We start from the raw sequence: 22,289 nt of genomic DNA, 5'->3' as shown, positions 1-22,289 counted from the left end.
CGCGACCCCATCGTAATCCCCGCGGAGGCGGGGATCCATAAACTCGGACGTTCGCCAATATGGGTCCCCGCCTCCGCGGGGATGACGAAATGGGGATTTGCGAGGTCGGCCTATCCGGCGCGGGCGGCGGCGACCGCCTTTTGCAGGTCCTCGAGCGGCAGTGCACCGGACAGGATGCGGTCGCCAACCACCCAGCTCGGCGTGCCCGTCATGCCGAGCTTGGCCGCGGTCTCCATGTTCTTGCCGATCTCGGCATCGGCGGTCTTGGTGAAGCCTGCCGGATTGATGTCGACCCCGGCCTTCGCCGCTGCCGCCGCGATCGTCGCGTCGCTGACCTGACCGCCGGCGTAGAGCGCGTCGTGGAAGGCCGCGAATTTGCCCTGTTGGGCGGCCGCGAGGCTCGCGCGGGCAGCGACGCGGCTTTCCGCGCTGAGGATCGGCAATTCGCGAAAGACGACGCGGACCTTGGGGTCTGCGGCGATCAGCTTTGCGATCATCGGCAGGCTCGCGCGGCAATACCCGCAATTATAGTCGAAATATTCGACCAATGTGACGTCGCCCTTGGGATTGCCCGCCCAGGCGCTGCCGAACGGCGTGACGATCGCGTCGCGGTTGGCGGCGACCGTCTTGCCCGATTCGCGGTCGCGCAGTTTCTCCATCGCTTCGGGCAGGATCTCGGGATGCGCGAGCATGTAATCGTGGACGATCGCCTCGACCTGCGCGCGCTCGACGCCACCGCCCTGGCGATCATAGCCCCACACCGCGAATCCGCCCAGGACCGCCCCGACCGCCGCGATGGCGGGCAACATCATCTTGTTCATCGGCGCCGCTTATACTGCTTAGGATTGTCGTCCATCTCGTTCTGCGCGGCCATTGCGATATCCTGCGCACGGATCCAGTCGGGGGTGTTGGCGGGGATGTTGGCGAGCGCATATTGCGCGCTGGCCGATGCGGTCCGCATGTCGCCGCCCATGCTCGCGCGCTCGGCGGTGGCGAGCGCCGCGCGAGCCGTATCACCGGTCAGCTCGTAGACGGTGCCGAGCTGCATCCAGGCGAACGGATTCTGATCGTCGCGGCCGACCGCGGTGCGCAGGACCTTCGTCGCCTCGGGATAATTCGCCTTGTTCTCGGTCGCGATCAGCGCGTGGCCGAACGTCGTGGCGATCAGCGGGTTGTTGCGCGAGCCCTCGGTCGCCTCGCGCAACGGGACGAGCGACTCGACCGGCCTGCCAGCCTCGAGCAGGATCTGGCCCTTGATCTCGAGGAAATAGGGATCGTCGGGCTTCGCCTTGACCAGCGCATCCGCCTCGGCATCGGCTTTGTCGGGATAGCCCGATTTATGATAGGCATAGGCTCGGGCGTAATGCGCGTAGATCGACTGGTCGCTCGGCGGATAGCTTTGCAGCGTGCGCGGCGCGGGCAGGACATAACCGGCTAGCTTGGCCTTCACGCGGCGGAAGCGTTCCTCGAGCGCAGCATCGGGCTTGTTCGCCCAGGCGGGCGACGCCTGGAGATCCGCGGTCAGCGCCGAGACGCGCTCGCCCGACAGCGGATGCGACTGCATGAACGGGTCGATATTGGCGGTGCCGAAGCGATATTCCTGCTGCTGCAGCTTCTTGAAAAAGCTCAGCATGCCGCGGCCGGTGACGTTCGCTTCCCGCAGATATTTGGCGCCGCTCGCATCCGCAGTGGATTCCTGCGTGCGACTGAACGCCAGGTAATTGCCCATCGCGGCCTGTTGTCCGGCCGCCATGATCCCCGCGCCCGCCTCGCCGCTGCCCGCCGCCATCGCCGCCAGGCCGAGCACCATCGAGAGCAGGTACATGCCCATCGCGGGTTTGGTGCCGCGATCGGAGAGCACGACATGGCCGTCGGCGATGTGGCCGAGTTCGTGCGCGATCACGCCCTGGACTTCGTTCGCATTGTCCGCCGCCTGGAGCAGGCCCGAATGGACATAGACGGTCTGGCCGCCCGCGACGAACGCATTGATCGAATCGTCGTTGATCAGCACGACCTTGACGTCGCGCGGCGACAGGCCCGCCGCCGTGATCAGCGGGCCGGACATTTCGGCGAACATCGTTTCGGTTTCCGCATCGCGGAGGATCGACTGCGCCTGCGCGGGTTGCGCCCAGAGCAGGAGGGTGGCGGTCAGGGCCGCGACGAAGCGCTTCATATCGCGCAGTATCGTCGATCGACGGCGGGGGAGCAATGGCGGGGACGACGACGTGGGCGGGTCCGACGCCCGATGGTGAGCTGCAGGACGTAGCACGACCCAAGCGGCCGATCGCCGGAACCAATTGGTCCGAATGCGCCGAAATGAAAACGGGCGCGACCTTTCGATCGCGCCCGTCTCAACGGCTATGCTCCGGCGTCAGCCGAAGGTGCGCTGCCACCAGCCACGGCGCGGCGCGCCATCGGGGTCGTCGTTCGTGCCCGGCGCGTCGGCGTCCTGCGGCTGGACCTCGACCTGCGGCGGCGTGGTCTCGACCGGCGCGGCAAGCACCTCGCTGGTCGGGGCGGCGTCGCCGGCCTCGATCACCGCGCCCTTGCGCGGCCGACCACGCGGCTTGGCGACCTTGGCAGGGGCCTCCTCGACGGCTGCGAGCTCGACCGCCGTATCGCTCGCCTTGCGACGCGCGCGCTTGGGCTTCGGCGCGGACGCCTCCAGCGTCTCGGCAGGCGTAGCGCCAACCTCGTCCATCGTCGCATCGGCAACCGCCTCGCGACGGCGCCGTGCAGGCTTGCGCGCCGGCTCTGCCGCGACCGGATCGGCAGCGGCCTGTTCCTGCGGCTCGGGCGTGACGGGCACTTCGGATACGACCGGTTCTGGTGCCAGGGTCGTCTCGTCGGCCGTCTCGACCGGACGCGGCTTGCGACCCCGACGCGACTTGGGCGCCGTTTCGGCGACCGGGTCAGCGTTGATCGTCGCGGCGGCCGCACGGGCGCGCGGGCGACGACGCATCTTGGGAGCCTCGGCGACCGGCGCGGACGGCGCCTCCTCGAACACCGGCTCGGCCTCGGACGTCTCGACCGGCGCAAATGCCTCCGGCTCGGGCGCCTCGGCGATCAGTGCCGCGGTGTCGATGCTGCTGACGGCAATCGACTCGCCCGTCTCGGCGCCGGTCTGCTCGCCGCCCTGCTCGTTGCGCCGACCACCGCGACGTCCGCGACGTCCGCGACGACGACGGCCTTCGCCTTCGACGCCGTTGGCCTGTTCGGCCGGAGTCGTACCTTCGATCTCCTCGCCACCGCCGACTTCGACGATCTCGCCGACGCCCTCGTCGATCTGCTCGACATTGTTGTCGACGTCCTCGAACGCGCCATCCTCGCTCGTACCACCGACGGCGCCGTCCTCACCCGGACGTGCCCGGCCCCGACGACCGCGGCGGCGACGGCGCTTTTTGCCACCTTCGCCATCGGCATCGCGGCCCTCACGTGGCGCGGCCTGCTCACGACCGCCTTCGCGGCCCCCCTCACGACGACGCGGCTGTTCGGCCTCGGCCTCCTCGACCTCGTCCTCCTCGATCTCGTCCTCGATCTCCTCGGGAAGATCGTCCTCGTCCTCTTCGATGATCTGGACGAACTTCGGCGGATGCGCGGGCGGCGGGCCACTGGCCTCGACCGTCATGTGCGCGCCTTCCTCGTCCTGGCCAGGGATGATCTCGACGATCACGCCGTAGCGATCCTCGATCTCGGCGATGTCGGCACGCTTGCGGTTGAGGATGTAGACGGCCGCTTCCTGGCTCGCGCGCAGCGTCAGCAGCGAGCCGCGACCGCGGGCGGCCTCGTCCTCGATGAGGCGGAGCGCGGAAATGCCCGACGACGATGCGGTGCGGACGAGCCCGGTGCCCTCGCAATGCGGGCAGGCGCGGGTCGACGCTTCGAGCACGCCGGTGCGCAGCCGCTGGCGGCTCATTTCCATCAGGCCGAACGACGAGATGCGGCCGATCTGGATGCGCGCACGATCGTTCTTCAGCGCCTCCTTCATCGCCTTCTCGACCTTACGGACGTTGGAATTGTTATCCATGTCGATGAAATCGATGACGACGAGCCCGGCCATGTCGCGCAGGCGCAGCTGGCGGCCGATTTCCTGTGCGGCCTCGAGGTTGGTCGCGGTCGCGGTCTGCTCGATGCTGTGTTCGCGCGTTGAGCGGCCCGAGTTGATGTCGATCGAGACGAGCGCCTCGGTCGGGTTGATGACCAGATAGCCGCCCGACTTCAGCTGGACGACCGGATGGTACATCGCCGACAGCTGATCCTCGACGCCCGCGCGCTGGAACAGCGGCACGGGGTCGGCGTAATGCTTGATGCGCCGGGCGTGCGTGGGCATCAGCAGGCGCATGAACTCGCGCGCCTGGCGATAGCCGTCCTCGCCCTCGACGATGACCTCTTCGATTTCCTTGTTGTAGATGTCGCGGATCGCGCGCTTGATGAGGTCGCTGTCGCCGTAGACGAGCGCGGGCGCCGACGCCTTCAGCGTCGCTTCGCGGATCCCGTCCCACAGACGGGCGAGGTAATCGAAGTCGCGCTTGATCTCGACCTTGCTGCGCTGCAGCCCGGCGGTGCGGACAATGCAGCCCATCGAGGGCGGCAGCTGCATGTCGGCCATGATCGACTTCAGGCGCTTGCGATCGCCCGCGTTGCTGATCTTGCGCGAGATGCCGCCGCCGTGGCTCGTATTGGGCATCAGCACGCAGTAGCGGCCGGCCAGCGACAGGTACGTGGTCAGCGCTGCGCCCTTGTTGCCGCGCTCTTCCTTGACGACCTGGACGAGCAGCACCTGACGGCGATGGATCACGTCCTGGATCTTGTAGCGGCGGCGCAGGTTCATGCGACGCTCGCGCAGGTCCTCGACCGCGGCCTCGTCGCCGTTCGGCTTGCGCTTGCGACGCGGGGCCTCGCCGGTCTCTTCGCCGCCTTCGAGCTCCTCGGCGACGTCGGGATCTACCCCGCCATCGTCCTCGAAGCGCTCGATATCGTCCTCGTCGTCACCCTCTTCGTCGTCCGCGTCATAGTCGGCGCGCAGGGCTGCCTCCTCGGCGGCATGCTCGGCCTCTTCGCGGAGCAGCGCGTCGCGGTCTTCTTTGGGGATCTGGTAGTAATCGGGGTGGATCTCGCTGAACGCGAGGAAGCCGTGGCGATTGCCGCCGTAATCGATGAACGCCGCCTGGAGCGACGGTTCGACCCGCGTGACCTTAGCGAGGTAGATGTTACCCTTGAGCTGCTTGCGCTCGGCGCTTTCGAAATCGAATTCCTCGATCCGGTTACCCTTGACGACGGCGATCCGGGTTTCTTCCCGGTGGCGTGCGTCGATCAGCATACGCGTTGTCATAATAGATTCTCCGCGCGCGCGCCGGGCCTGATGGCAGCCGTCGCGCGCTTGATGGTGGTGCGGTCGGACACGGACGCCCGGACTCGCGGAAGGTATGCGAAACTGCCTCTGCTCGACGCGCATGCCGCGGGAACTCACCCTGCGGCGCCCGCACGACCGCGATCCCGTCGGCGAAGGCCGATCGGTGAGCGGGGCGGGGGGAATGCGTCATTCGAGCGTCAACCTGAAATTGCCGCGCCGTCGAGGATCCGAAGGCGGGCGTTGAGACCGGCGCGTCGCTGGCAAACTCTAGCGACGCACGGGTGCACGGCAGGACTAGCACCGCATTGCAGATCCCGCAACTGGCCCGGCGCGGGGCGGTCCGGCGCACTTGAAACCCGCCATTTTCCCAGGCCGCATTTACGCGCGGCGACCTGTCCTGCAACCGCACCGGCAGCTACGGATATGGGAAAACCAAGGCAAACAAGCTATTAACCCTGCTCCGCAAGATCCTCTTGCGGGGGCGTGGCGTAGGCGTCTCGTTTCGGTCGGGCTCGACCGATCCAGGGAGTGTAGAATGGCTTTTCGCTGGACCGGCAGCGCGGTCGCACGGCATGGACGCAGGATGGTTGCGATCATCGCTCTGCTGCTCGGCTGGCTGTCCGGCGTTCCGGCGCTGGCGGCGTCCGTACAGAGCATTGCGATCGGCCGGACGCAGATCGTTATCCGCTTCGATGCACCGGTCGGCAGCGGCGCGAGCCAGATCCTGACCGGCCGACGGCAGATCGCGGTCGATATCGCGAACGCGACGCCCGGCGGAACCGCGAAGCCGGGCGGCGTCGTGACCCGCATCGCGCAGCGCCGGCACGGCGGCTCCGGGCTGCGGATGCTGTTCGACCTGTCAGAGCCGGCGATCGTGGCCGATGGCGGGTTCGATTTGCAGGGACGCGAACTAACGCTGGCCTTGCGCCGCGTCGACGATGCGACGTTCGCGCAGGCCAGTATCGCCGGTCCGCTGAATTTCTTCCCGTTCAACTTCGCCGCACGACCGGCGCCGCGGTACAAGGTGTCGATCCCGGTGCCGCCGCGCGCGCGCGGAATCGGGCTGCCGCGGGTCGAGGGCGACGATATGCGTCCGCTGGTGGTGATCGACGCCGGACATGGCGGTGTCGATCCCGGCGCGATCGGCCCCGACGGGCTGCGCGAGAAGGACGTGACTCTCAAGGTCGCCAAGGCCATTCGTGACGCGCTGCTCGCTTCGGGCCGGGTGCGCGTCGCGCTGACGCGGAGCGACGACCGGTTCCTCGTGCTGCGCGAGCGGTACGGCGTCGCACGACGGTTGAAGGGCGACCTGTTCATCTCGGTCCACTGCGACAGCACCGGATCCGAAGGCGCGAGCGGCGCGACTGCCTATACGCTGTCCGAGGTGGCGTCCGACAAGGAGGCGGCGCGGCTAGCCGCGCGCGAGAACAAGGCGGATGTGATCTCCGGGGTCAATCTGGGCGAGGCGCCTGCCGACGTGTCGTCGATCCTGATCGACCTGACGCAGCGCGAGACGATGAACGCGTCGGCCACGTTCGCGCGGTTGCTGGGACGCGAGGCCAAGCCGTTGATGCCGCTCAAGCCGAATTTCCACCGCATGGCGTCGCTGATGGTGCTCAAGGCGCCCGACATGCCCTCGATCCTGTTCGAGACCGGCTATATTTCGAACCCGCAGGACGCGGCGTTTCTCGACAGCGACGAGGGGCGGCAGCGGATTGCGGAGAGCGTGACGCGCGCGGTCACCGTGCATTTCGCGCGGCGGATGGTGGCGCGCTGATCCGGCCGGTTGCGCTCACGGCAAGAGCGCGGCATCCTGACGGCCAGGACCCCGGCGAAGACCGAGGCCCGGTTGGAGGACGTTCCGACCAGGCCTCGGCCTCCGCCGGGGCACGTGTTTCTGGTTAGGACGATCTGATGACCGACGCGACGCGGGGCGTATCCGAGACCGGGCCCGAGACGAGTATGCGCGAGCTTACCTTTCGCGGGGTCGTGCTCGGCGCGATCATCACGCTGCTGTTTACCGCAGCCAATGTGTATCTCGGACTGAAGATCGGGCTGACCTTTGCGACGTCGATCCCCGCCGCGGTGATCTCGATGGCCGTGCTGCGGCTGTTCAAGGATTCGACGATCCTCGAGAACAACATCGTCCAGACGATCGCGTCCGCCGCGGGCACGCTCGCGGCGATCATCTTCGTGTTGCCCGGCCTCGTCATGATCGGCTGGTGGCAGGGGTTCCCGTTCTTCACCACCGCGGCGATCACGATGTTCGGCGGCGTGCTGGGTGTGCTGTTCTCGGTGCCGCTGCGCCGTGCACTCGTCGTCGACACGGTGCTGCCCTATCCGGAAGGCCGCGCCGCCGCCGAAGTGCTGAAGGTCGGTGCGGGTAGTCGTGAGGGCGGCGAGGAGAGCGCGCGCGGGCTCGGTATCATCGTCGTCAACGCGCTGGTGTCGGCCGGGTTCGCGATCCTGACGCAGACCAAATTGGTCGCTGCCGAGGCCGCGACGTGGTTCCGCGTCGGCGCAGGCGCGACCGGAATTTCGGGCGGGCTGTCGTTCGCGCTGCTGGGCGCGGGGCATCTGGTCGGGATCTCGGTCGGCATGGCAATGTTCACGGGCGTGGTGATCGGCTGGTGGATCCTGCTGCCGATCCTGACCTCGGCCGGGAGCGTGACCGGCACCGCGGAGGTGATCGCGACGACCGTGTTCCGGTCGGACGTGCGGTTCTTCGGTGCGGGCGTGATCGGCGTCGCGGCGATCTGGACCTTGCTCAAGATCGCAGGACCCGTGGTCGGCGGCGTGCGATCGGCGCTGGCGGCGTCGGCAGCCAAGCGCGGCGGCGAAGTGCTGGCACTCGAGGAGCGTGACATCCCGATCGGGATCGTCGGGATTGCATCGCTGGCGATGCTCGTGCCGATCGGGATCCTGCTGTGGACTGTCCTCCAGGGCGGGCCGCTCGAGGCGTCGGCGGTCGGGCTGATCGCAGGGAGTCTCGCGTTCATCCTCGTCATCGGCCTCGTGATCGCGGCGGTGTGCGGGTACATGGCGGGGCTGATCGGCGCGTCGAATTCTCCTGTGTCGGGCATCGGTATCCTCGCCATCCTCGCCGCATCGATCCTGCTGGTGTCGTGGTTCGGTCGTGCAGTCGAGCCGGGGACGACGCAGGCGCTGGTCGCCTACGGCCTGATCGTGACGGGCGTGGTGTTCGGCATCGCGACGATCTCGAACGACAATCTCCAGGATCTGAAGACCGGGCAGTTGGTCGGTGCGACGCCGTGGAAGCAGCAGGTCGCGCTGCTGATCGGCGTGGTGTTCGGGTCGATCGTCGTGCCGCCGGTGCTCAACCTGCTCGGCAGCACGCTTGGCTTTGCTGGCGCGCCGGGGGCCGGGCCCAATGCGCTGGCCGCACCGCAGGCCGCGCTGATCTCGGCGCTCGCCAAGGGCGTGCTGGGGGGCAATCTCAACTGGGCGATGATCGGCTATGGCGCGATGACCGGTGTCGCGGTGATCGCGCTCGACGAACTGCTGGGCAAGGCGGGCAGGCTGCGGTTGCCGCCGCTGGGCGTCGGGCTGGGCGTGTATCTGCCCATGGCGGTGACGTTGCCGGTCACGATCGGCGCGGTAGTCGGCTATGCCTATGACCGCTGGGCCGACCGCGCGCGCGATCCCGAGCTTGCCAGGCGGATGGGCGTGCTGACCGCGACGGGGATGATCGTCGGCGAGTCGCTGTGGGGCGTGGGGTTTGCCGGGATCGTCTATCTCACCAACCAGGAGACGCCGCTGGCGCTGGTCGGGGAGGGGTTCGTACCCTTTGCGCTGGTCGGAGGGACCCTGCTGTTCGCGTTGCTGACCTGGGTGATGTACCGGCGGACGATGGCGGCATCGCGGTAGCGAGTGTTTCCCCGCGAAGGCGGGGACCCAGGCTGGGCTCCCGCCTTCGCGGGAGGCCGGGGAGGGGAACGGCCTGCCTGGTTAAGCGCACTTCCCCGGCGAAGGCCGGGGCCCAGTTGGGAAGGTCGACGTTACGAAGCGCGGTCCGCCATTATCTCCGTCGCCCAACTGGGCCCCGGCCTTCGCCGGGGTGGAGTCCTAAGGAGGGAGCGACCGTCCTTCACTTCATCGCGGCGAGCATGTCCGTGATCTTGACGAAGGCGAAGCCGATCGAGCTGTCCGCGATGCCGTAAGGCAGGAACAGCGCATCGCCGTGGCGCAGCGCGCCGCAGCTGTAGACGACGTTGGGGACATAGCCCTCGCGGTCCTGATCCTTGGCGGCGAGGATCGGCTGCTGCGTGCGGCCGATCACCTTGGACGGGTCGTCCTTGTCGAGCAGCACTGCACCGATCGAATATTTGCGCATCGCGCCGACGCCGTGCGTGAGCAGCAACCAGCCCTCGTCGAGTTCGATCGGCGGGCCGCAATTGCCGATCTGGACGAGCTCCCACGGATAGAGCGGCGTCAGGATCTTCTCGCCGTCGTCCCAGTCGGTCAGCGTGTCCGACTTCAGCAGGAACAGGTTCTCGCCGTCCTGCCGGCCGATCATCATATACTGGCCGTTCACCTTGCGCGGGAACAGCGCCATGCCCTTGTTGCGCGCGGCGGGGCCAGTCATCGGGACGAGATCGAACGCGCGGAAATCGCGTGTCCGCATCAGTTCGGACTGGATGACCGAGCCGTTATATGCGGTGTAGGTGCCGATCCATTCATAGTCGCCATTGTCGTGCTGGAAGCGGACGATGCGCAGATCCTCCAGCCCCTTCGACTGCGCCTGCGTGATCGGGAAGATCACGGTGCCGCTCAGCGTGCTGTCGCGGTGGCGATAGACGGTGACCGGACCCTGCGGCATCTCGTCTTCGCCGCTGCCGACCGCGTCGGTCGCGGTCGCGAAAGGCGGCTCGGGCGCTAGCTTCATGAGGTTCTGGTCGGTGATGATGCCTTCGCGGAAAGCGACCGACGAGATGTGACCTTCGCCCACCGCGCGCATCGACATCAGGATGCGCAGGCTGCCCGGGGGCATGCCCGACTGGTCGAAATGCGGCACCGCGCTGGGGTTCATCAGCGCGGCGGCGGCATAGCTGTATTCATGACAGAAATAGGCGCCGATCAGCTGGCGCTTCTCGTCGCCGATATCCGCGCCGTTGAGCCCGAGCATGTCCTCGATCTGGTCGTAGCGCGTCATGAAAACGCGCCGCGTCTGCCAGTGCCGCGCCTCAAAATCCTTCAGCACCACCTCGAGCTGGATCCGCGCCTCGGCGCTCGTCATCTCGAGGACTTCGCCGACCAGTCGCTCGGTCCGACTGGGTGCGCCGGCATTGCCGGCCCAGGCGATATGAAAGGGCCGGACGACGACCCGTGACGGGTCGGCGTGCAACCGCAGCTGGTGGGTAAACAGGTCCATCGTGCTTATGCCTCGCGTGCCGTTCCACCTTGGGACGCCGACGCTAGCGAGGCTATGCGACGACGCGCGAGGCTCCTGCCACGCTTTGGGTTGCGTTTGATACCCCCGAAATCGCACAATTGGCCAATTGCAGCGCCAAAATCGACTCTGCACCCTGGTTACGGTTCAATCCCGTCGGCATCAATCCATCAAAACAGCCGCCATCGGCGATGCTTGCGAGCGGCAGATTGAGGTCATTCCCGCCCAGGAACCAGCGATAGGCGCGCTCGGCCTCGTCACGCCAGCGCAGGTCGCCGGTAGCCTCGAACGCCGCCATGCAGGCATCGACGGTGGCCTGTGCCTCCAGCGGCTGCTGGTCGAACTGCAGCGGATCCTCATAGGAGCGTCCGAAGCTTTCCGTACCCACCGCGCGGAAGCGACCCTCGGGCGAGGTCTGCTTGGCGACGATCCATTCGAGTGTCGCCAGACCGCAATCGATCAGGTCCTGGCGGCCGAGCGCCTGGCCCGCACGGATGAGCGCCTGTGGCAGGCGAGCATTGTCATAGGCAAGGACGATCTCGAACCACTGCCATTCGGGACGCCGCGTCTTCTCGAGCAGTGCCAAATGGACATCGGGGAACTTTGCCAGGATCGACAGCGAGAGCTGATGCCCGGGGCTCGCCTCGAGCATCGCCGCCGCGCCGAGCATCGCAAAGGCCTGAGCGCGCAGGCTGCCGAGCTCGAGTGCACAGGATGCGGTCGAGTCATACATTGCCGTCGCCCAGTCGCGATGCTTGGCCAGCTGCGCATCGCGTGCCGTGATGCCGAGCGCCCAGACGGTGCGACCGTTGGAATCCTCAGACCCGACATCCTCGCACCAGCTCCGGTCGAAGCTCATGAAGTTGCGGAAGCGACGCTCGTCGGGGTTCCAGGCATATTGCACGAACGACGCATAGATCGTCGTCCACTTGTCACGCTGGACCTCGTCCATGTCCGGCATCGCACTCATCAGCATGAGCGCACGGCAATTGTCGTCGATGCAATAGCCATGCCGGCGATCGGGGATCGAGTAGATCGAATGCTGGAGCATGCCCGTCGAATCACTCATCCGTTCGACGGCCGCGAAGTCAGGCGCAAGCGGCTTTAACGGGGGCGAAGGTTTTGCCAGACGAAAAGGGCGTGCCGCGACCACTGCGCGGATCTCTGCCATCGATGTTTCGGCAAGCTGTGGCCAGATCATCGTACGACCGCGCGCATAGGCGCGTTCGGCCAAGCGATGGCGGTCGCGATCACTCGACAGCAGCATGTCGATCTCGCGCGCGAAGGCAGCGACATCTCCGAACGGGACAAGAACGCCATGCCCATCGGCGAGGATTTCCGTCGCATGGACGTACGGGGTCGAGATGACGGGCTTGCCGACGCCGATGGCGTAGCTAAGCGTGCCCGAGGTGATCTGCGCCGGGTTGGTGTAGGGCGTCACATAGATATCTGCCGCCTGCAGATAGCTCAGCAGCTCATCATGTTCGACGAACGCGTCGATGAAGGCGACATTGCCCGCCACGCCGCGCTCTTCGGTCAGCGCCTTGAGACGATCACGATACGCCTCGCCCTGATGCGCGACGAGATTGGGGTGCGTCGCGCCGAGCACGACGTAAAGAAGATTGGGATGACGTTCGATGACCGCGGGCAGCGCCTCGATCACTGTTTCGATACCCTTGTTCGGTGCGAGGAGCCCGAAGGTCAGCACGACCTTGCGGCCTTCCCAGCCGAATTGCGCCTTCAGCGTGTCGGGTTCGACGAGGTCACGATCGGGCACGCCGTGCGGGATCATCACGATCTGCCGCGGGCTGGCGCCATAGACGCGCTGGAGGATATCGCGGCCACGCTCCGCCATCACGATGACGCGCGCGGCACGGCGCAACAGCCCCTCCATGACGCGGCGTTCGTCGGGATTGGGGCGTTCGAGGATCGTGTGCAACGCAACGACGACCGGCAGCGTCGTGCGGTCGAGCAGCGCAAGCAGATAGTCCCCGGCCGGGCCACCATAGATGCCGTATTCGTGCTGAACCCAGATTGCCTGGGCTCCGCTCGCATCGATCTTGCGTGCGGCATCCAGATAGGCGGTCAGATCGGTTTCGGGGATCGTTCCAACGACTTCCGGCGGATACTCGTACAGGCCAGGATGATCATCCATCGCATAGACGTCGACCGCGACCTCGGGAAAGCGCGCCCGCATCGCGGTGAACACATCCGTCGTATATGTCGCGATACCGCACCGCCTCGGCAAAAAATTGCCAATGAGTGCCAGCCGCGTGATCTTGGTCCCGTCCGCCGGTAACGCCATACCCTGTCCTTTGTCTGAGCGCGCATAACAGGCTAACCCGGCATCGCGCTTACCCCCAACGGCTGACAAGGTATGAAAGTTGCATTAATATTGCACTGCAACACGCGCTTTGATGTTAAACTTTATCGACATCACTGCATGCAACGACGGCGTCAGCCACGCCCGCGATACGGGGCGACGCCCTGATCGGGCAGCCACAGATCGGCGGGAGGGGCGGACGACTGCCAGAAGACGTCGATCGGGATCCCGCCGCGCGGATACCAATAGCCCCCGATCCGCAGCCAGACCGGCTTCATTTCGTCGAACAGCCGCTCGCCGATGCCGACCGTGCAGTCCTCGTGGAAGCCGGCATGGTTGCGAAAGCTGCCCAGGAACAGCTTGAGCGACTTGGATTCGACGATCGTCTCGCCGGGGACATAGTCGATGACGAGATGCGCGAAGTCGGGCTGGCCGGTAACCGGGCAGAGCGAGGTGAATTCGGGCACCGCGAACCGCACCAGATAGGTCCGGCCGACGCGCGGGTTGGGCACGTAATCGAGCACGGCCTCTTCGGGCGAGGCGGGGAGGGCGCTGTTCTGGCCCAGATATAACGGGTTTGTAGGAGCGGTCATGGTCCGCCATGTAGGATGCGATGCGCTCCAAGAAAACCACGCTCGTGCCGATCCTCGGCGACCAGCTCTCGCTGCAGATCGCCTCGCTCAACGGGGCCGACCCGGCGGCGACGATCGTGCTGATGATGGAGGTCGCCGACGAGACGACCTATGTCCGCCATCATCGCCGCAAGATCGCCTATATCCTGTCGGCGATGCGCCATCACGCCGAGGCACTGCGCGAGGCGGGCTGGACCGTCGACTACGTCACGCTCGACGATCCGGAGTCGACCGGCAGCTTCACCGGAGAAGTCGCGCGCGCGATCGGGCGGCATGATCCGGCGCGGATCATCGTCACCGAAGCGGGCGAGTGGCGCGTTGCGGGCATGCTGGACGCGTGGGAAACGCTGTTCGGCCTGCCGGTCGAAATCCGCGCCGACGACCGCTTCCTCGCCAGCCACGCCGAGTTCGAGGCCTGGGCGGAGGGGCGCAAGCAGTTGCGGATGGAGTATTTCTACCGCGAGATGCGCCGCCGCACCGGGCTGTTGATGGACGGCGAGAAGCCCGAGGGGGGCGAGTGGAATTACGATGCGGATAATCGCAAGCCCGCCAAGGCCGACCTGCTGATGCCGCGCCCGCTCTCCTTTGCCCCCGATGCGATCACGACCGAGGTGCTCGCGATGGTCGCGGCGCGGTTCGGCGAGCATCCCGGCAGCCTCGATGCGTTCGATTTCGCGACGACGCGCGAGGACGCGCTCAAGCAGCAGCGGCATTTCCTCAAGCATGCGTTGCCGCGGTTCGGGGATTATCAGGACGCGATGCTGACCGACCAGCCGTTCCTGTGGCACGCGGTGCTGTCGCCCTATATCAATTCGGGGCTGCTCGATCCGGTCGATTTGTGCCGTGCGGTCGAGGCGGAATATGCGGCGGGGCGCGTGCCGCTCAACTGTGCCGAAGGGTTCATCCGCCAGATCATCGGCTGGCGCGAATATATGCGCGGCATCTATTGGCGCGAGGGGCCGGAGTATGTCGAGCGCAACTTCCTCGATGCGAGGCTCGACCTGCCGGGCTTCTACTGGACCGGCGAGACCGACATGCACTGCCTCTCGCAAGCGATCGGACAGACGCTCGACCATGCCTATGCGCATCATATCCAGCGATTGATGGTGACGGGCAATTTCGCGCTGCTGATCGGCGCGGACCCGAAGCAGGTGCATGAATGGTATCTGGAGGTCTATGCCGATGCGTATGAATGGGTCGAGCTGCCCAATACGCTGGGCATGAGCCAGTTCGCCGATGGCGGCCTGCTCGGGTCGAAGCCCTATGCGGCGTCGGGCGCGTATATCAACCGGATGTCGGATTATTGCGGGCATTGTCGCTATGACGTGAAACAGCGCGTCGGGGAGAATGCGTGTCCGTTCAATGCGCTGTACTGGGATTTCCTGGTGCGCAACGCGGACAAGCTCGATCGCAATCCGCGGCTGGCGATGCCGTATCGCAACTGGGCTAAGATGAAGCCGGCGGACCGGGACGCGACGCTGGCGCAGGCAAAGGAATTTCTGGCGCGGCTCGACGGCTGAGCGCTACATTTGCCGTCAGGACGGGTGTAACGCCGTCGATAGGAGTAGGCGGATGCCGCATTTCGGCGATTACCAGAACGCGATTTACAACGCCGGTCTGAGCGGCGTGATCCCGAAGCTGCCGGTCGATTACGCGACGCTCGAACAGCGCGCGAGCGCGGCGATGCCGCCATCGGTGCTGGGCTATGTCCAGGGCGGCTGCGGCGACGAATTCACGCAGGACAACAATGCACATGCGTTCCGCCACTGGGGCATGACGCCGCGGATGATGGTCGATTGCAGCAGGCGCGACCTGTCGGTCGAGCTGTTCGGGATGCGGCTGCCGAGCCCGGTCTTCATGGCGCCGGTCGGGGTGATCGGAATCTGCACGCAGGACGGTCACGGCGATCTCGCCGCCGCGCGCGCCTCGGCCGAGACGGGGGTGCCGCTGATGGCGTCGACGCTGTCGAACGATCCGCTCGAAAGCGTGGCGGGGGCGCTGGGCGAGACGCCGGGGTTCTTCCAGCTCTACACGCCCAAGGACAAGGCGCTGGCCGAGAGCCTGGTGCGCCGGGCCGAGGCGGCGGGGTATAAGGGGATCGTCGTCACGCTCGACACCTGGGTGACGGGATGGCGGCCGCGCGACCTGAACGTCGCGAACTTCCCGCAGCTGCGCGGCGCGGTGCTGATGAACTATTTCTCAGACCCCGTCTTTCGCGCGATGCTCGCCAAGCCGCCCGAGGAGGATGGCGCGGCTGCGGTGCGGCAATGGGCAGGCGTGTTCGGCAAGGTGCTGACCTGGGACGACATGGCGTGGCTGCGCTCGCTGACGACATTGCCGCTGATCCTGAAGGGGATCTGCCATCCCGACGATGCGCGGCGCGCGATCGATGCGGGAGCGGATGCGATCTATTGTTCGAACCATGGCGGGCGCCAGGCCAATGGCGGAATCGCGGCGATCGACATGCTGCCGGGCGTGGTCGCGGCGGCGGGCGACGTGCCCGTGCTGTTCGATTCAGGGATCCGGTCGGGCAGCGACGTGGTGAAGGCGATCGCGCTCGGCGCGCGTGCCGTGGGCGTCGGGCGGCCCTATGCCTATGGCCTCGCGCTCGATGGGGCGGCGGGGGCGGCGCATGTGTTGCGGTGCCTGCTGGCGGAGGCGGATCTGCTGATGGCGGTGAATGGCTGGCCGACGATCGCCGATGTCCGTGCGGCGGGCGCGGTGCGGATCTAGCGCGACACGGCGAGGAAGGGGGCGAGCGCGTCCCAGGCGGGCTGCTTGGCGGCGCGGCCGATCGTGTGGAGCGGGCTGCTCGAGGGCAGCGCGACGATCTGCGGGCCGAGCGTTCCGAGCCCCTGTCTGAGGCCGAGCTTCAACGCGGTTGCGCCGTTGAACGCGATCGCGCGGAGATCGGGCAGGCGCGCGACCAGCTCGGCGACCGCATTGTCCTGCGCATCGAGGATCGCGGCGTCGGTGCTACCGATGCGGTGCGCCGACCCGATCACGTCCCACAGCGCCACGCCCGCATCGCGCAAGGCGGCCAGTCGCTCGTCATAGGCCAGCGCGACGAGATCGCGCGCCACCACGCCCGACATCAGCGCCCAGAACTGGTTCTGCGGATGCGCATAATAGCGAGCTTCGGCGAGCGAACGGTCGCCGGGCAGGCTGCCGAGGACGAGCAGCCGCGCATCGGCGGCGGCCACGGGCGGGAAGGAGGATTTACGCGTCATCGTGCGCGACAACGTGGCGATTGCGCGCGATCGTGCAAGCATTCTATGCAGACGCGCATGAAGATCCTGCTGTCCGCAAGCCTCGCCGTGCTCGCTCTTGCAAGCGCCCCCGCCACCGCCCGCCAGCTGACCATCGACGATGTCGTCAAGCTGTCGCGCGTGTCCTCGCCCGCCGTGTCGAAGGACGGCCGCTGGCTGGTCTGGGAACAGCGCGAGACCGATCTCGCCGCCGATCGCGGGCGGTTCGACCTGTGGCGGCTCGACCTGACGCGCAAGGGTGCGAAACCCGAGCCGCTGATCGCCGAAGCCGATGTGAACGAGACCGGCGCGCAATTCTCCGCCGATGGCGCAACCGTCTATTACCAGTCGGACAAGGGCGGCAGCGACGCGGTCTGGTCGATCGGGATCGCTGGCGGCACGCCGCGCAAGCTGACGAGCTTCGAGGGCGGCTTTGGCGGGTTCAAGGTCGCACCGACCGGCGACAAGCTGGTGATCTGGGCCGATCGCAAGCCCGGCGCGCCGAGCCTTGCGCCCGCGATCGTCAAGAAGGACCCGAATGCCGGGGCGGGGCGGACCTATGACCAGCTGTTCGTGCGGCACTGGGACACATGGTCGAACGGCGACCGGTCGCAGCTGTTCGTGCTGCCGCTGACGGCCGCAGGCGCAGCCGGCGACGGCGTCGCGGTGACGCGCGGTCTGATCGGCGATGCGCCGTCCAAGCCGTTCGGCGGCGGCGAGGAAGTGTCGTGGAGCGCGGACGGCCGGACGCTGTATTTCGCACTGCGCGAGGCGGGGCGGATCGAAGCGACGTCGACCAATCTCGACATCTTCTCGGTCCCCGCGGACGGTTCCGCAGCGCCGGTCAACCTGACGGCGGCGAACACCGGCATGGACAATCTGCCGACGGTGTCGCCCGATGGCCGCACGCTCGCCTGGTTCGCGATGGCGCGCGCCGGGTTCGAGGCGGATCGCCAGGTGCTTATGACGCGTGATCTGGCCAGCGGTCAGGTGCGCGCGGTAACGCAGGGCTGGGATCGCTCGGTTGCGTCAATCGCATGGAGCCCCGACAGCAAACGTATCTACGTCACCGCGGACGACACGCAGGAGACGCCGGTGTTCGCGGTCGATCCCGTGACGGGCAAGGTGACGCGGCTGACGCAGGAAGGGCATGTCGGTGCGGTCGTGCCAACGCCCAGGGGCGTCGTCGTCGCGATCAGCAGCCTGACCGCACCCGACGACTTCTATGCGCTGGCGGTGAAGGGCACGCGGATGCCGAAGCCCGAGCGGCTGACCTCGGTCAACGCGGGAAAGCTCGCGGGCATCGACATGCCGACTGTCACGCGGTTCAACTTCAAGGGCGCGAACGAAGACACCGTTTGGGGCTATGCGGTGAAGCCCTATGGCAGCACGGGTAAGGTCCCTGTCGCCTATATGGTGCACGGTGGCCCGCAGGGGTCGAGCAACAACAGCTGGTCCTATCGCTGGAACCCGGCGGTGTTCGCGGGCGCGGGCTACGGGCTGGTCGCGGTCGATTTCCACGGGTCGACGGGGTACGGCCAGGCCTTCACCGACGCGATCAGCAACAATTGGGGCGGCTGGCCGCTCGAGGATCTGCAAAAGGGGCTGGCGGCGGCGACCGCCAAATTCGGCTGGCTTGACGGCGACCGCGCCTGCGCGCTCGGTGCGTCGTACGGCGGCTATATGATGAACTGGATCGAGGGGAAGTGGCCCGACCGGTTCAAGTGCATCGTCCAGCATGACGGCGTCTTCGATGCGCGTGCGATGGCGTACGAGACCGAAGAGCTGTGGTTCGACGAGTGGGAGCATGGCGGGAAGACCTATTACGAGGATCCTGCCGCGTTCGAGAAATGGAACCCGGTCAACTACGTCGCCAACTGGAAGACGCCGATGCTGGTGATCACCGGCGAGAAAGATTTCCGCATTCCCTATACGCAGGGGCTCGCGAGCTTCACCGCGTTGCAGCGGCGGGGGATTCCGTCACGGTTGCTGGTCAACCCGAACGAGAATCACTGGGTGCTGAAGCCGAAGAACAGCCTGCAATGGTATGGCGAGGTGATCGGCTGGATGGACAAGTGGACGGCGAAATAGGGGGCGCATCGGTTGCCGGGGGGCTGTTCCCCCCACGCCGTCATCCTGACGAAAGTCAGGATCCAGGGTAACGGACGCTGACGTTCCTGGCTCTGGATCCTGACTTTCGTCAGGATGACGGGAGGGGGTGGCTCAATGCGCCTTCGGCTTCTTCACCGCGTGGAGACCAAGTGCGATCGCGCCGCCGAGGATGAGGCCGACCACGCCCGACAATGCGGCGTTGACCACCCAGTTCACTACGCCCTTGGCGACCGGCACCGCGGCGGCGGCGCCCGCGGCGGCATCGTGGATGAAGTGCGGGATCGTCGTCAGCCCGAAATCCTCGATCCCGTGGACGATGATCTGTCCGCCGACCCAGACCATCGCCGCGGTGCCGACGACCGACAGCACCGACATGACGACCGGCATGCCCTTGACCAGGCCGCGGCCGAACGCTTGCACGGCCGGGCTTTTCCGCTCGGTCAGGTGCAGGCCGATATCGTCCATCTTCACGATCAGCGCGACGACGCCGTAGACGAGGATCGTGATCGCGACGCCGACCAGCGCAAGCACGATCGCCTGTTCCCAGATCGGTTCGGCGGCAACGTCCGACAGCGCGATCACCATGATCTCCGCCGACAGGATGAAATCGGTGCGGATCGCGCCCGACACCTTCTGGTCCTCGAGCGTCTTCGGATCGATCGGGGCGGTGGCTTCGGCTTCGGCATGGCCGCCGCCGAGCGCCTCGAGGATCTTCTCCGCACCCTCGAAGCAGAGATAGGTCCCGCCGATCATCAACAGCGGGGTCAGCGCCCAGGGTGCGAACGCGCTCAGCGCGAGCGCGGCGGGCAGGATGAAGAGCAGCTTGTTGCGGAACGAGCCGAGCGCGATCTTCCCGATCATCGGCAATTCGCGCTTGGGCGAGAATCCGACCATGTAACGTGGCGTGACCGCGGCATCGTCGACCACCACGCCGATCGCCTTGCTGCCCGCCTTGCCGGTCGCGGCACCGATATCGTCGAGGCTGGCCGCGGCCAGCTTGGTGATCCCGGCAATGTCGTCGAGCAGTGCGACCAGTCCTGTGGGCATCGATGGGTCCTTCGCGTGATCGGTAAGAGGCGGCAATAGCCGGTCCGCGGTAACGTGACAGCGATGTCATGCAACGGGTTTCGACCTTGCGCAAAGTGCGTGACGCGCGGAATGGTTGCGCGGTGACGCACATCACGACGGGATCGAGCATGACAGACGACTTCATCACCAACCTGCCCAAGGCCGAACTGCATCTGCATATCGAGGGCAGCCTTGAGCCCGAGCTGATGTTCGCGCTCGCCGAACGCAACAAGGTCGCGATCCCGTTCAAGAGCGTCGAGGACGTGCGCGCCGCCTACAGCTTCACCAACCTCCAGACGTTTCTCGACATCTATTATGCGGGCGCGGCGGTGCTGCAGACCGAGGAGGATTTCCACGATCTGGCGCTCGCCTATTTCGACCGGGTCGCGCAGGACGGCGTCGTCCATGCCGAGATCTTCTTCGATCCGCAGACGCACACGCATCGCGGTATCCCGTTCGACGTCGTCGCCAACGGCCTGTTCGCGGGGATCGATGCGGCGCGGGCGAAGCACGGGATGAGCATCGGCCTGATCATGAGCTATCTGCGGCATCTCGACGAGGAGGATGCGTTCAGGACGTTCGAACAGGCCGAGCCCTGGCTCGACCAGATGATCGGCGTCGGGCTCGATTCGTCCGAGATGGGGCATCCGCCGTCGAAGTTCGCGCGCGTGTTCGAGGCATCGGCGGAAGCCGGGCTGCTGCTGTGCGCGCATGCCGGCGAGGAGGGCCCGCCCGCCTATATCCACGAAGCGCTCGACATCCTGCGCGTCGACCGGATCGATCACGGCAACCGTGCGCTCGAGGATCCGGTGCTGGTCGCGCGGCTCGCGCGCGAGGCGATGACGCTGACCGTGTGCCCGCTTTCGAACGTCGCGCTGCGCAACGTCGACCGGATCGAGGACCATCCGATCGACAGGATGCTCGATCTCGGCCTGCGTGCAACGATCCATTCGGACGACCCGGCTTATTTCGGCGGCTATATCGGCGAGAACTACCGTCAGACTGCGCGTGCGCGTAACCTGTCGCGCGGGCAGATCGTGACGCTGGCGCGCAACAGCTTCCTCGGCAGTTTCCTCGACGACGAGGCGATCGCCGGGCATCTGGCGACCCTCGAGGCCTATGTGACCGCGCATCCGTGATCCGGCGCTTCCTATCGATCTTCGAGCCGTTCATCCTGATGCTGCTCGGCACCGTCGTGCTGGCGAGCCTGGTGCCGGCGCGGGGACAGGCGGCGACGATCGTCGGCTATGTCGCCGACGTCGCGATCTTCCTGCTGTTCTTCCTGCACGGCGCGAAATTGTCGCGTGCGGCGATCTGGGACGGGCTGCGCAACTGGCCGCTTCACCTCGCCGTGCTGGGGGTGACGTTTGTTGCCTTCCCTGCGCTCGGGCTCGGGCTGACTGCGCTGCCCTTCGTCGACGCGCGGATGGCGACGGGCGTGCTGTTCCTGACGCTGCTGCCCTCGACGGTGCAATCGTCGATCGCCTTTACCGCGATCGCGCGCGGCAATGTCGCGGCCGCTGTCTGCAGCGCATCCTTTTCCAACCTGCTCGGCATACTGATCACCCCCGCGCTGGTCGCGCTGCTGATGCGGAACGCAGGCAATGCCGGCGGGATGTCGATCGAGAGCGTCGAGACGATCATCGTCCAGCTGCTCGTGCCGTTCGTGGCGGGGCATGTGCTGCGGCCCTGGATCGGCGCATGGGTGACGCGGCGCAAGGCGATGCTGACGATCGTCGATCGCGGATCAATCCTGCTCGTCGTCTATGGCGCGTTCGGCGCGGCGGTGGTCGAGGGGCTGTGGAGCCGGGTGTCGCTCGGCGACCTGCTCCTGATCGGGCTGCTCTCCTGTGCCCTGCTGGCCATCGTGCTGGCGCTGACGCTGACCATCGCGCGGCTGATGCGATTGCCGCGCGAGGATGCGATCGTGTTGCTGTTCTGTGGGTCGAAGAAGAGCCTGGCGTCGGGGGTGCCGATGGCCGGCGTGCTGTTCCCTGCGGCGCAGGTCGGTGTGATCCTGTTGCCGCTGATGCTGTTCCACCAGATCCAGCTGATCGCCTGTGCGGTTATCGCGCGCCGCTATGCAGACCGGGCTGATGCGCGCGTGGAGGCGATGGCACCGGTGGCGTAACTGCCTTGGCTT

The 22,289-nt window shown here is 66.6% G+C and carries 15 protein-coding genes; 7 read left to right on the top strand and 8 right to left on the bottom strand.

What is annotated here, in order from left to right; genetic code table 11:
- Positions 1 to 110: 110 nt before the first annotated feature.
- From IFT87_RS15805 to IFT87_RS15795, 3 genes are all read right to left on the bottom strand, one after another.
- Positions 111 to 821 carry a DsbA family protein gene (locus IFT87_RS15805; RefSeq protein WP_192191218.1) on the bottom strand — a complete coding sequence of 237 codons (711 nt, stop codon included), beginning with the start codon at positions 819 to 821 and terminating at the stop codon, positions 111 to 113.
- A complete protein-coding gene (locus IFT87_RS15800) occupies positions 818 to 2,173 on the bottom strand; it encodes a M48 family metalloprotease (protein WP_031440079.1) in 1,356 nt (451 codons plus the stop codon). Before IFT87_RS15800 ends, IFT87_RS15805 begins: the two co-directional genes overlap by 4 nt.
- A gap of 198 nt (positions 2,174 to 2,371) precedes the next feature.
- Entirely contained in the window at positions 2,372 to 5,320 is a 2,949-nt protein-coding gene (locus tag IFT87_RS15795; protein WP_192191246.1) for an Rne/Rng family ribonuclease, read from the bottom strand.
- 568 nt (positions 5,321 to 5,888) lie between these two features.
- Between IFT87_RS15795 and IFT87_RS15790 the strand changes: the two genes are divergently transcribed.
- A complete protein-coding gene (locus IFT87_RS15790) occupies positions 5,889 to 7,130 on the top strand; it encodes an N-acetylmuramoyl-L-alanine amidase family protein (RefSeq protein ID WP_037527909.1) in 1,242 nt (413 codons plus the stop codon).
- A 137-nt stretch (positions 7,131 to 7,267) separates the two neighbouring features.
- Positions 7,268 to 9,241, top strand: a complete 1,974-nt coding sequence (locus IFT87_RS15785) for an OPT family oligopeptide transporter (protein WP_052148949.1) — start codon at positions 7,268 to 7,270, stop codon at positions 9,239 to 9,241.
- Between the two features lie 220 nt (positions 9,242 to 9,461).
- Here IFT87_RS15785 and IFT87_RS15780 read toward each other — a convergent pair whose 3' ends face one another.
- The 3 genes from IFT87_RS15780 to queF all read right to left on the bottom strand — a co-directional run bounded on the left by IFT87_RS15780 (position 9,462) and on the right by queF (position 13,679).
- Complete coding sequence (locus IFT87_RS15780) at positions 9,462 to 10,745, bottom strand: glycoside hydrolase family 130 protein (protein WP_031440075.1); 1,284 nt, start codon at positions 10,743 to 10,745, stop codon at positions 9,462 to 9,464.
- Positions 10,746 to 10,797: 52 nt separating this feature from the next.
- A complete protein-coding gene (locus tag IFT87_RS15775; RefSeq protein WP_037527912.1) occupies positions 10,798 to 13,068 on the bottom strand; it encodes a glycosyltransferase family 4 protein in 2,271 nt (756 codons plus the stop codon).
- A 152-nt stretch (positions 13,069 to 13,220) separates the two neighbouring features.
- Entirely contained in the window at positions 13,221 to 13,679 is a 459-nt protein-coding gene (gene queF, locus IFT87_RS15770; protein ID WP_037527914.1) for a preQ(1) synthase, read from the bottom strand.
- A gap of 20 nt (positions 13,680 to 13,699) precedes the next feature.
- On the opposite strand from queF, the gene IFT87_RS15765 reads away from it, so the two are divergent.
- Together IFT87_RS15765 and IFT87_RS15760 are read left to right on the top strand one after the other, a co-directional pair.
- Positions 13,700 to 15,238, top strand: a complete 1,539-nt coding sequence (locus IFT87_RS15765) for a cryptochrome/photolyase family protein (RefSeq protein WP_192191217.1) — start codon at positions 13,700 to 13,702, stop codon at positions 15,236 to 15,238.
- Positions 15,239 to 15,290: 52 nt separating this feature from the next.
- Positions 15,291 to 16,451: an alpha-hydroxy-acid oxidizing protein gene (locus IFT87_RS15760; protein WP_037527918.1), complete on the top strand. Its 1,161-nt coding sequence runs from the start codon at positions 15,291 to 15,293 to the stop codon at positions 16,449 to 16,451.
- Here the strand turns inward: IFT87_RS15760 and IFT87_RS15755 are convergent.
- A complete protein-coding gene (locus IFT87_RS15755; protein ID WP_056680637.1) occupies positions 16,448 to 16,948 on the bottom strand; it encodes a DNA-deoxyinosine glycosylase in 501 nt (166 codons plus the stop codon). The genes IFT87_RS15760 and IFT87_RS15755 overlap by 4 nt on opposite strands.
- Positions 16,949 to 17,005: 57 nt before the next feature.
- On the opposite strand from IFT87_RS15755, the gene IFT87_RS15750 reads away from it, so the two are divergent.
- Positions 17,006 to 19,057, top strand: a complete 2,052-nt coding sequence (locus IFT87_RS15750) for a S9 family peptidase (RefSeq protein ID WP_037527941.1) — start codon at positions 17,006 to 17,008, stop codon at positions 19,055 to 19,057.
- Between the two features lie 132 nt (positions 19,058 to 19,189).
- On the opposite strand, the gene IFT87_RS15745 is transcribed toward IFT87_RS15750, so the two are convergent.
- The gene (locus tag IFT87_RS15745) at positions 19,190 to 20,125 is read right to left on the bottom strand and encodes a DUF808 domain-containing protein (RefSeq protein ID WP_031395057.1); all 936 of its coding nucleotides are present in this window, start codon (positions 20,123 to 20,125) and stop codon (positions 19,190 to 19,192) included.
- A 149-nt stretch (positions 20,126 to 20,274) separates the two neighbouring features.
- On the opposite strand from IFT87_RS15745, the gene IFT87_RS15740 reads away from it, so the two are divergent.
- Together IFT87_RS15740 and IFT87_RS15735 are read left to right on the top strand one after the other, a co-directional pair.
- On the top strand, positions 20,275 to 21,285 hold the full coding sequence (locus tag IFT87_RS15740) for an adenosine deaminase (protein ID WP_037527922.1): 1,011 nt from the start codon (positions 20,275 to 20,277) through the stop codon (positions 21,283 to 21,285).
- Positions 21,285 to 22,277 (top strand): bile acid:sodium symporter family protein, encoded by a 993-nt coding sequence (locus IFT87_RS15735; RefSeq protein WP_414711864.1) that lies wholly within the window; start codon positions 21,285 to 21,287, stop codon positions 22,275 to 22,277. The genes IFT87_RS15740 and IFT87_RS15735 overlap by 1 nt, the downstream gene beginning before the upstream one ends.
- Positions 22,278 to 22,289 lie beyond the last annotated feature (12 nt).

It is taken from the genome of Sphingomonas sp. CFBP 8765, from assembly GCF_014841445.1.
Lineage (GTDB): Bacteria > Pseudomonadota > Alphaproteobacteria > Sphingomonadales > Sphingomonadaceae > Sphingomonas > Sphingomonas aerolata.
This window is presented reverse-complemented; position numbering and strand designations above follow the sequence as displayed.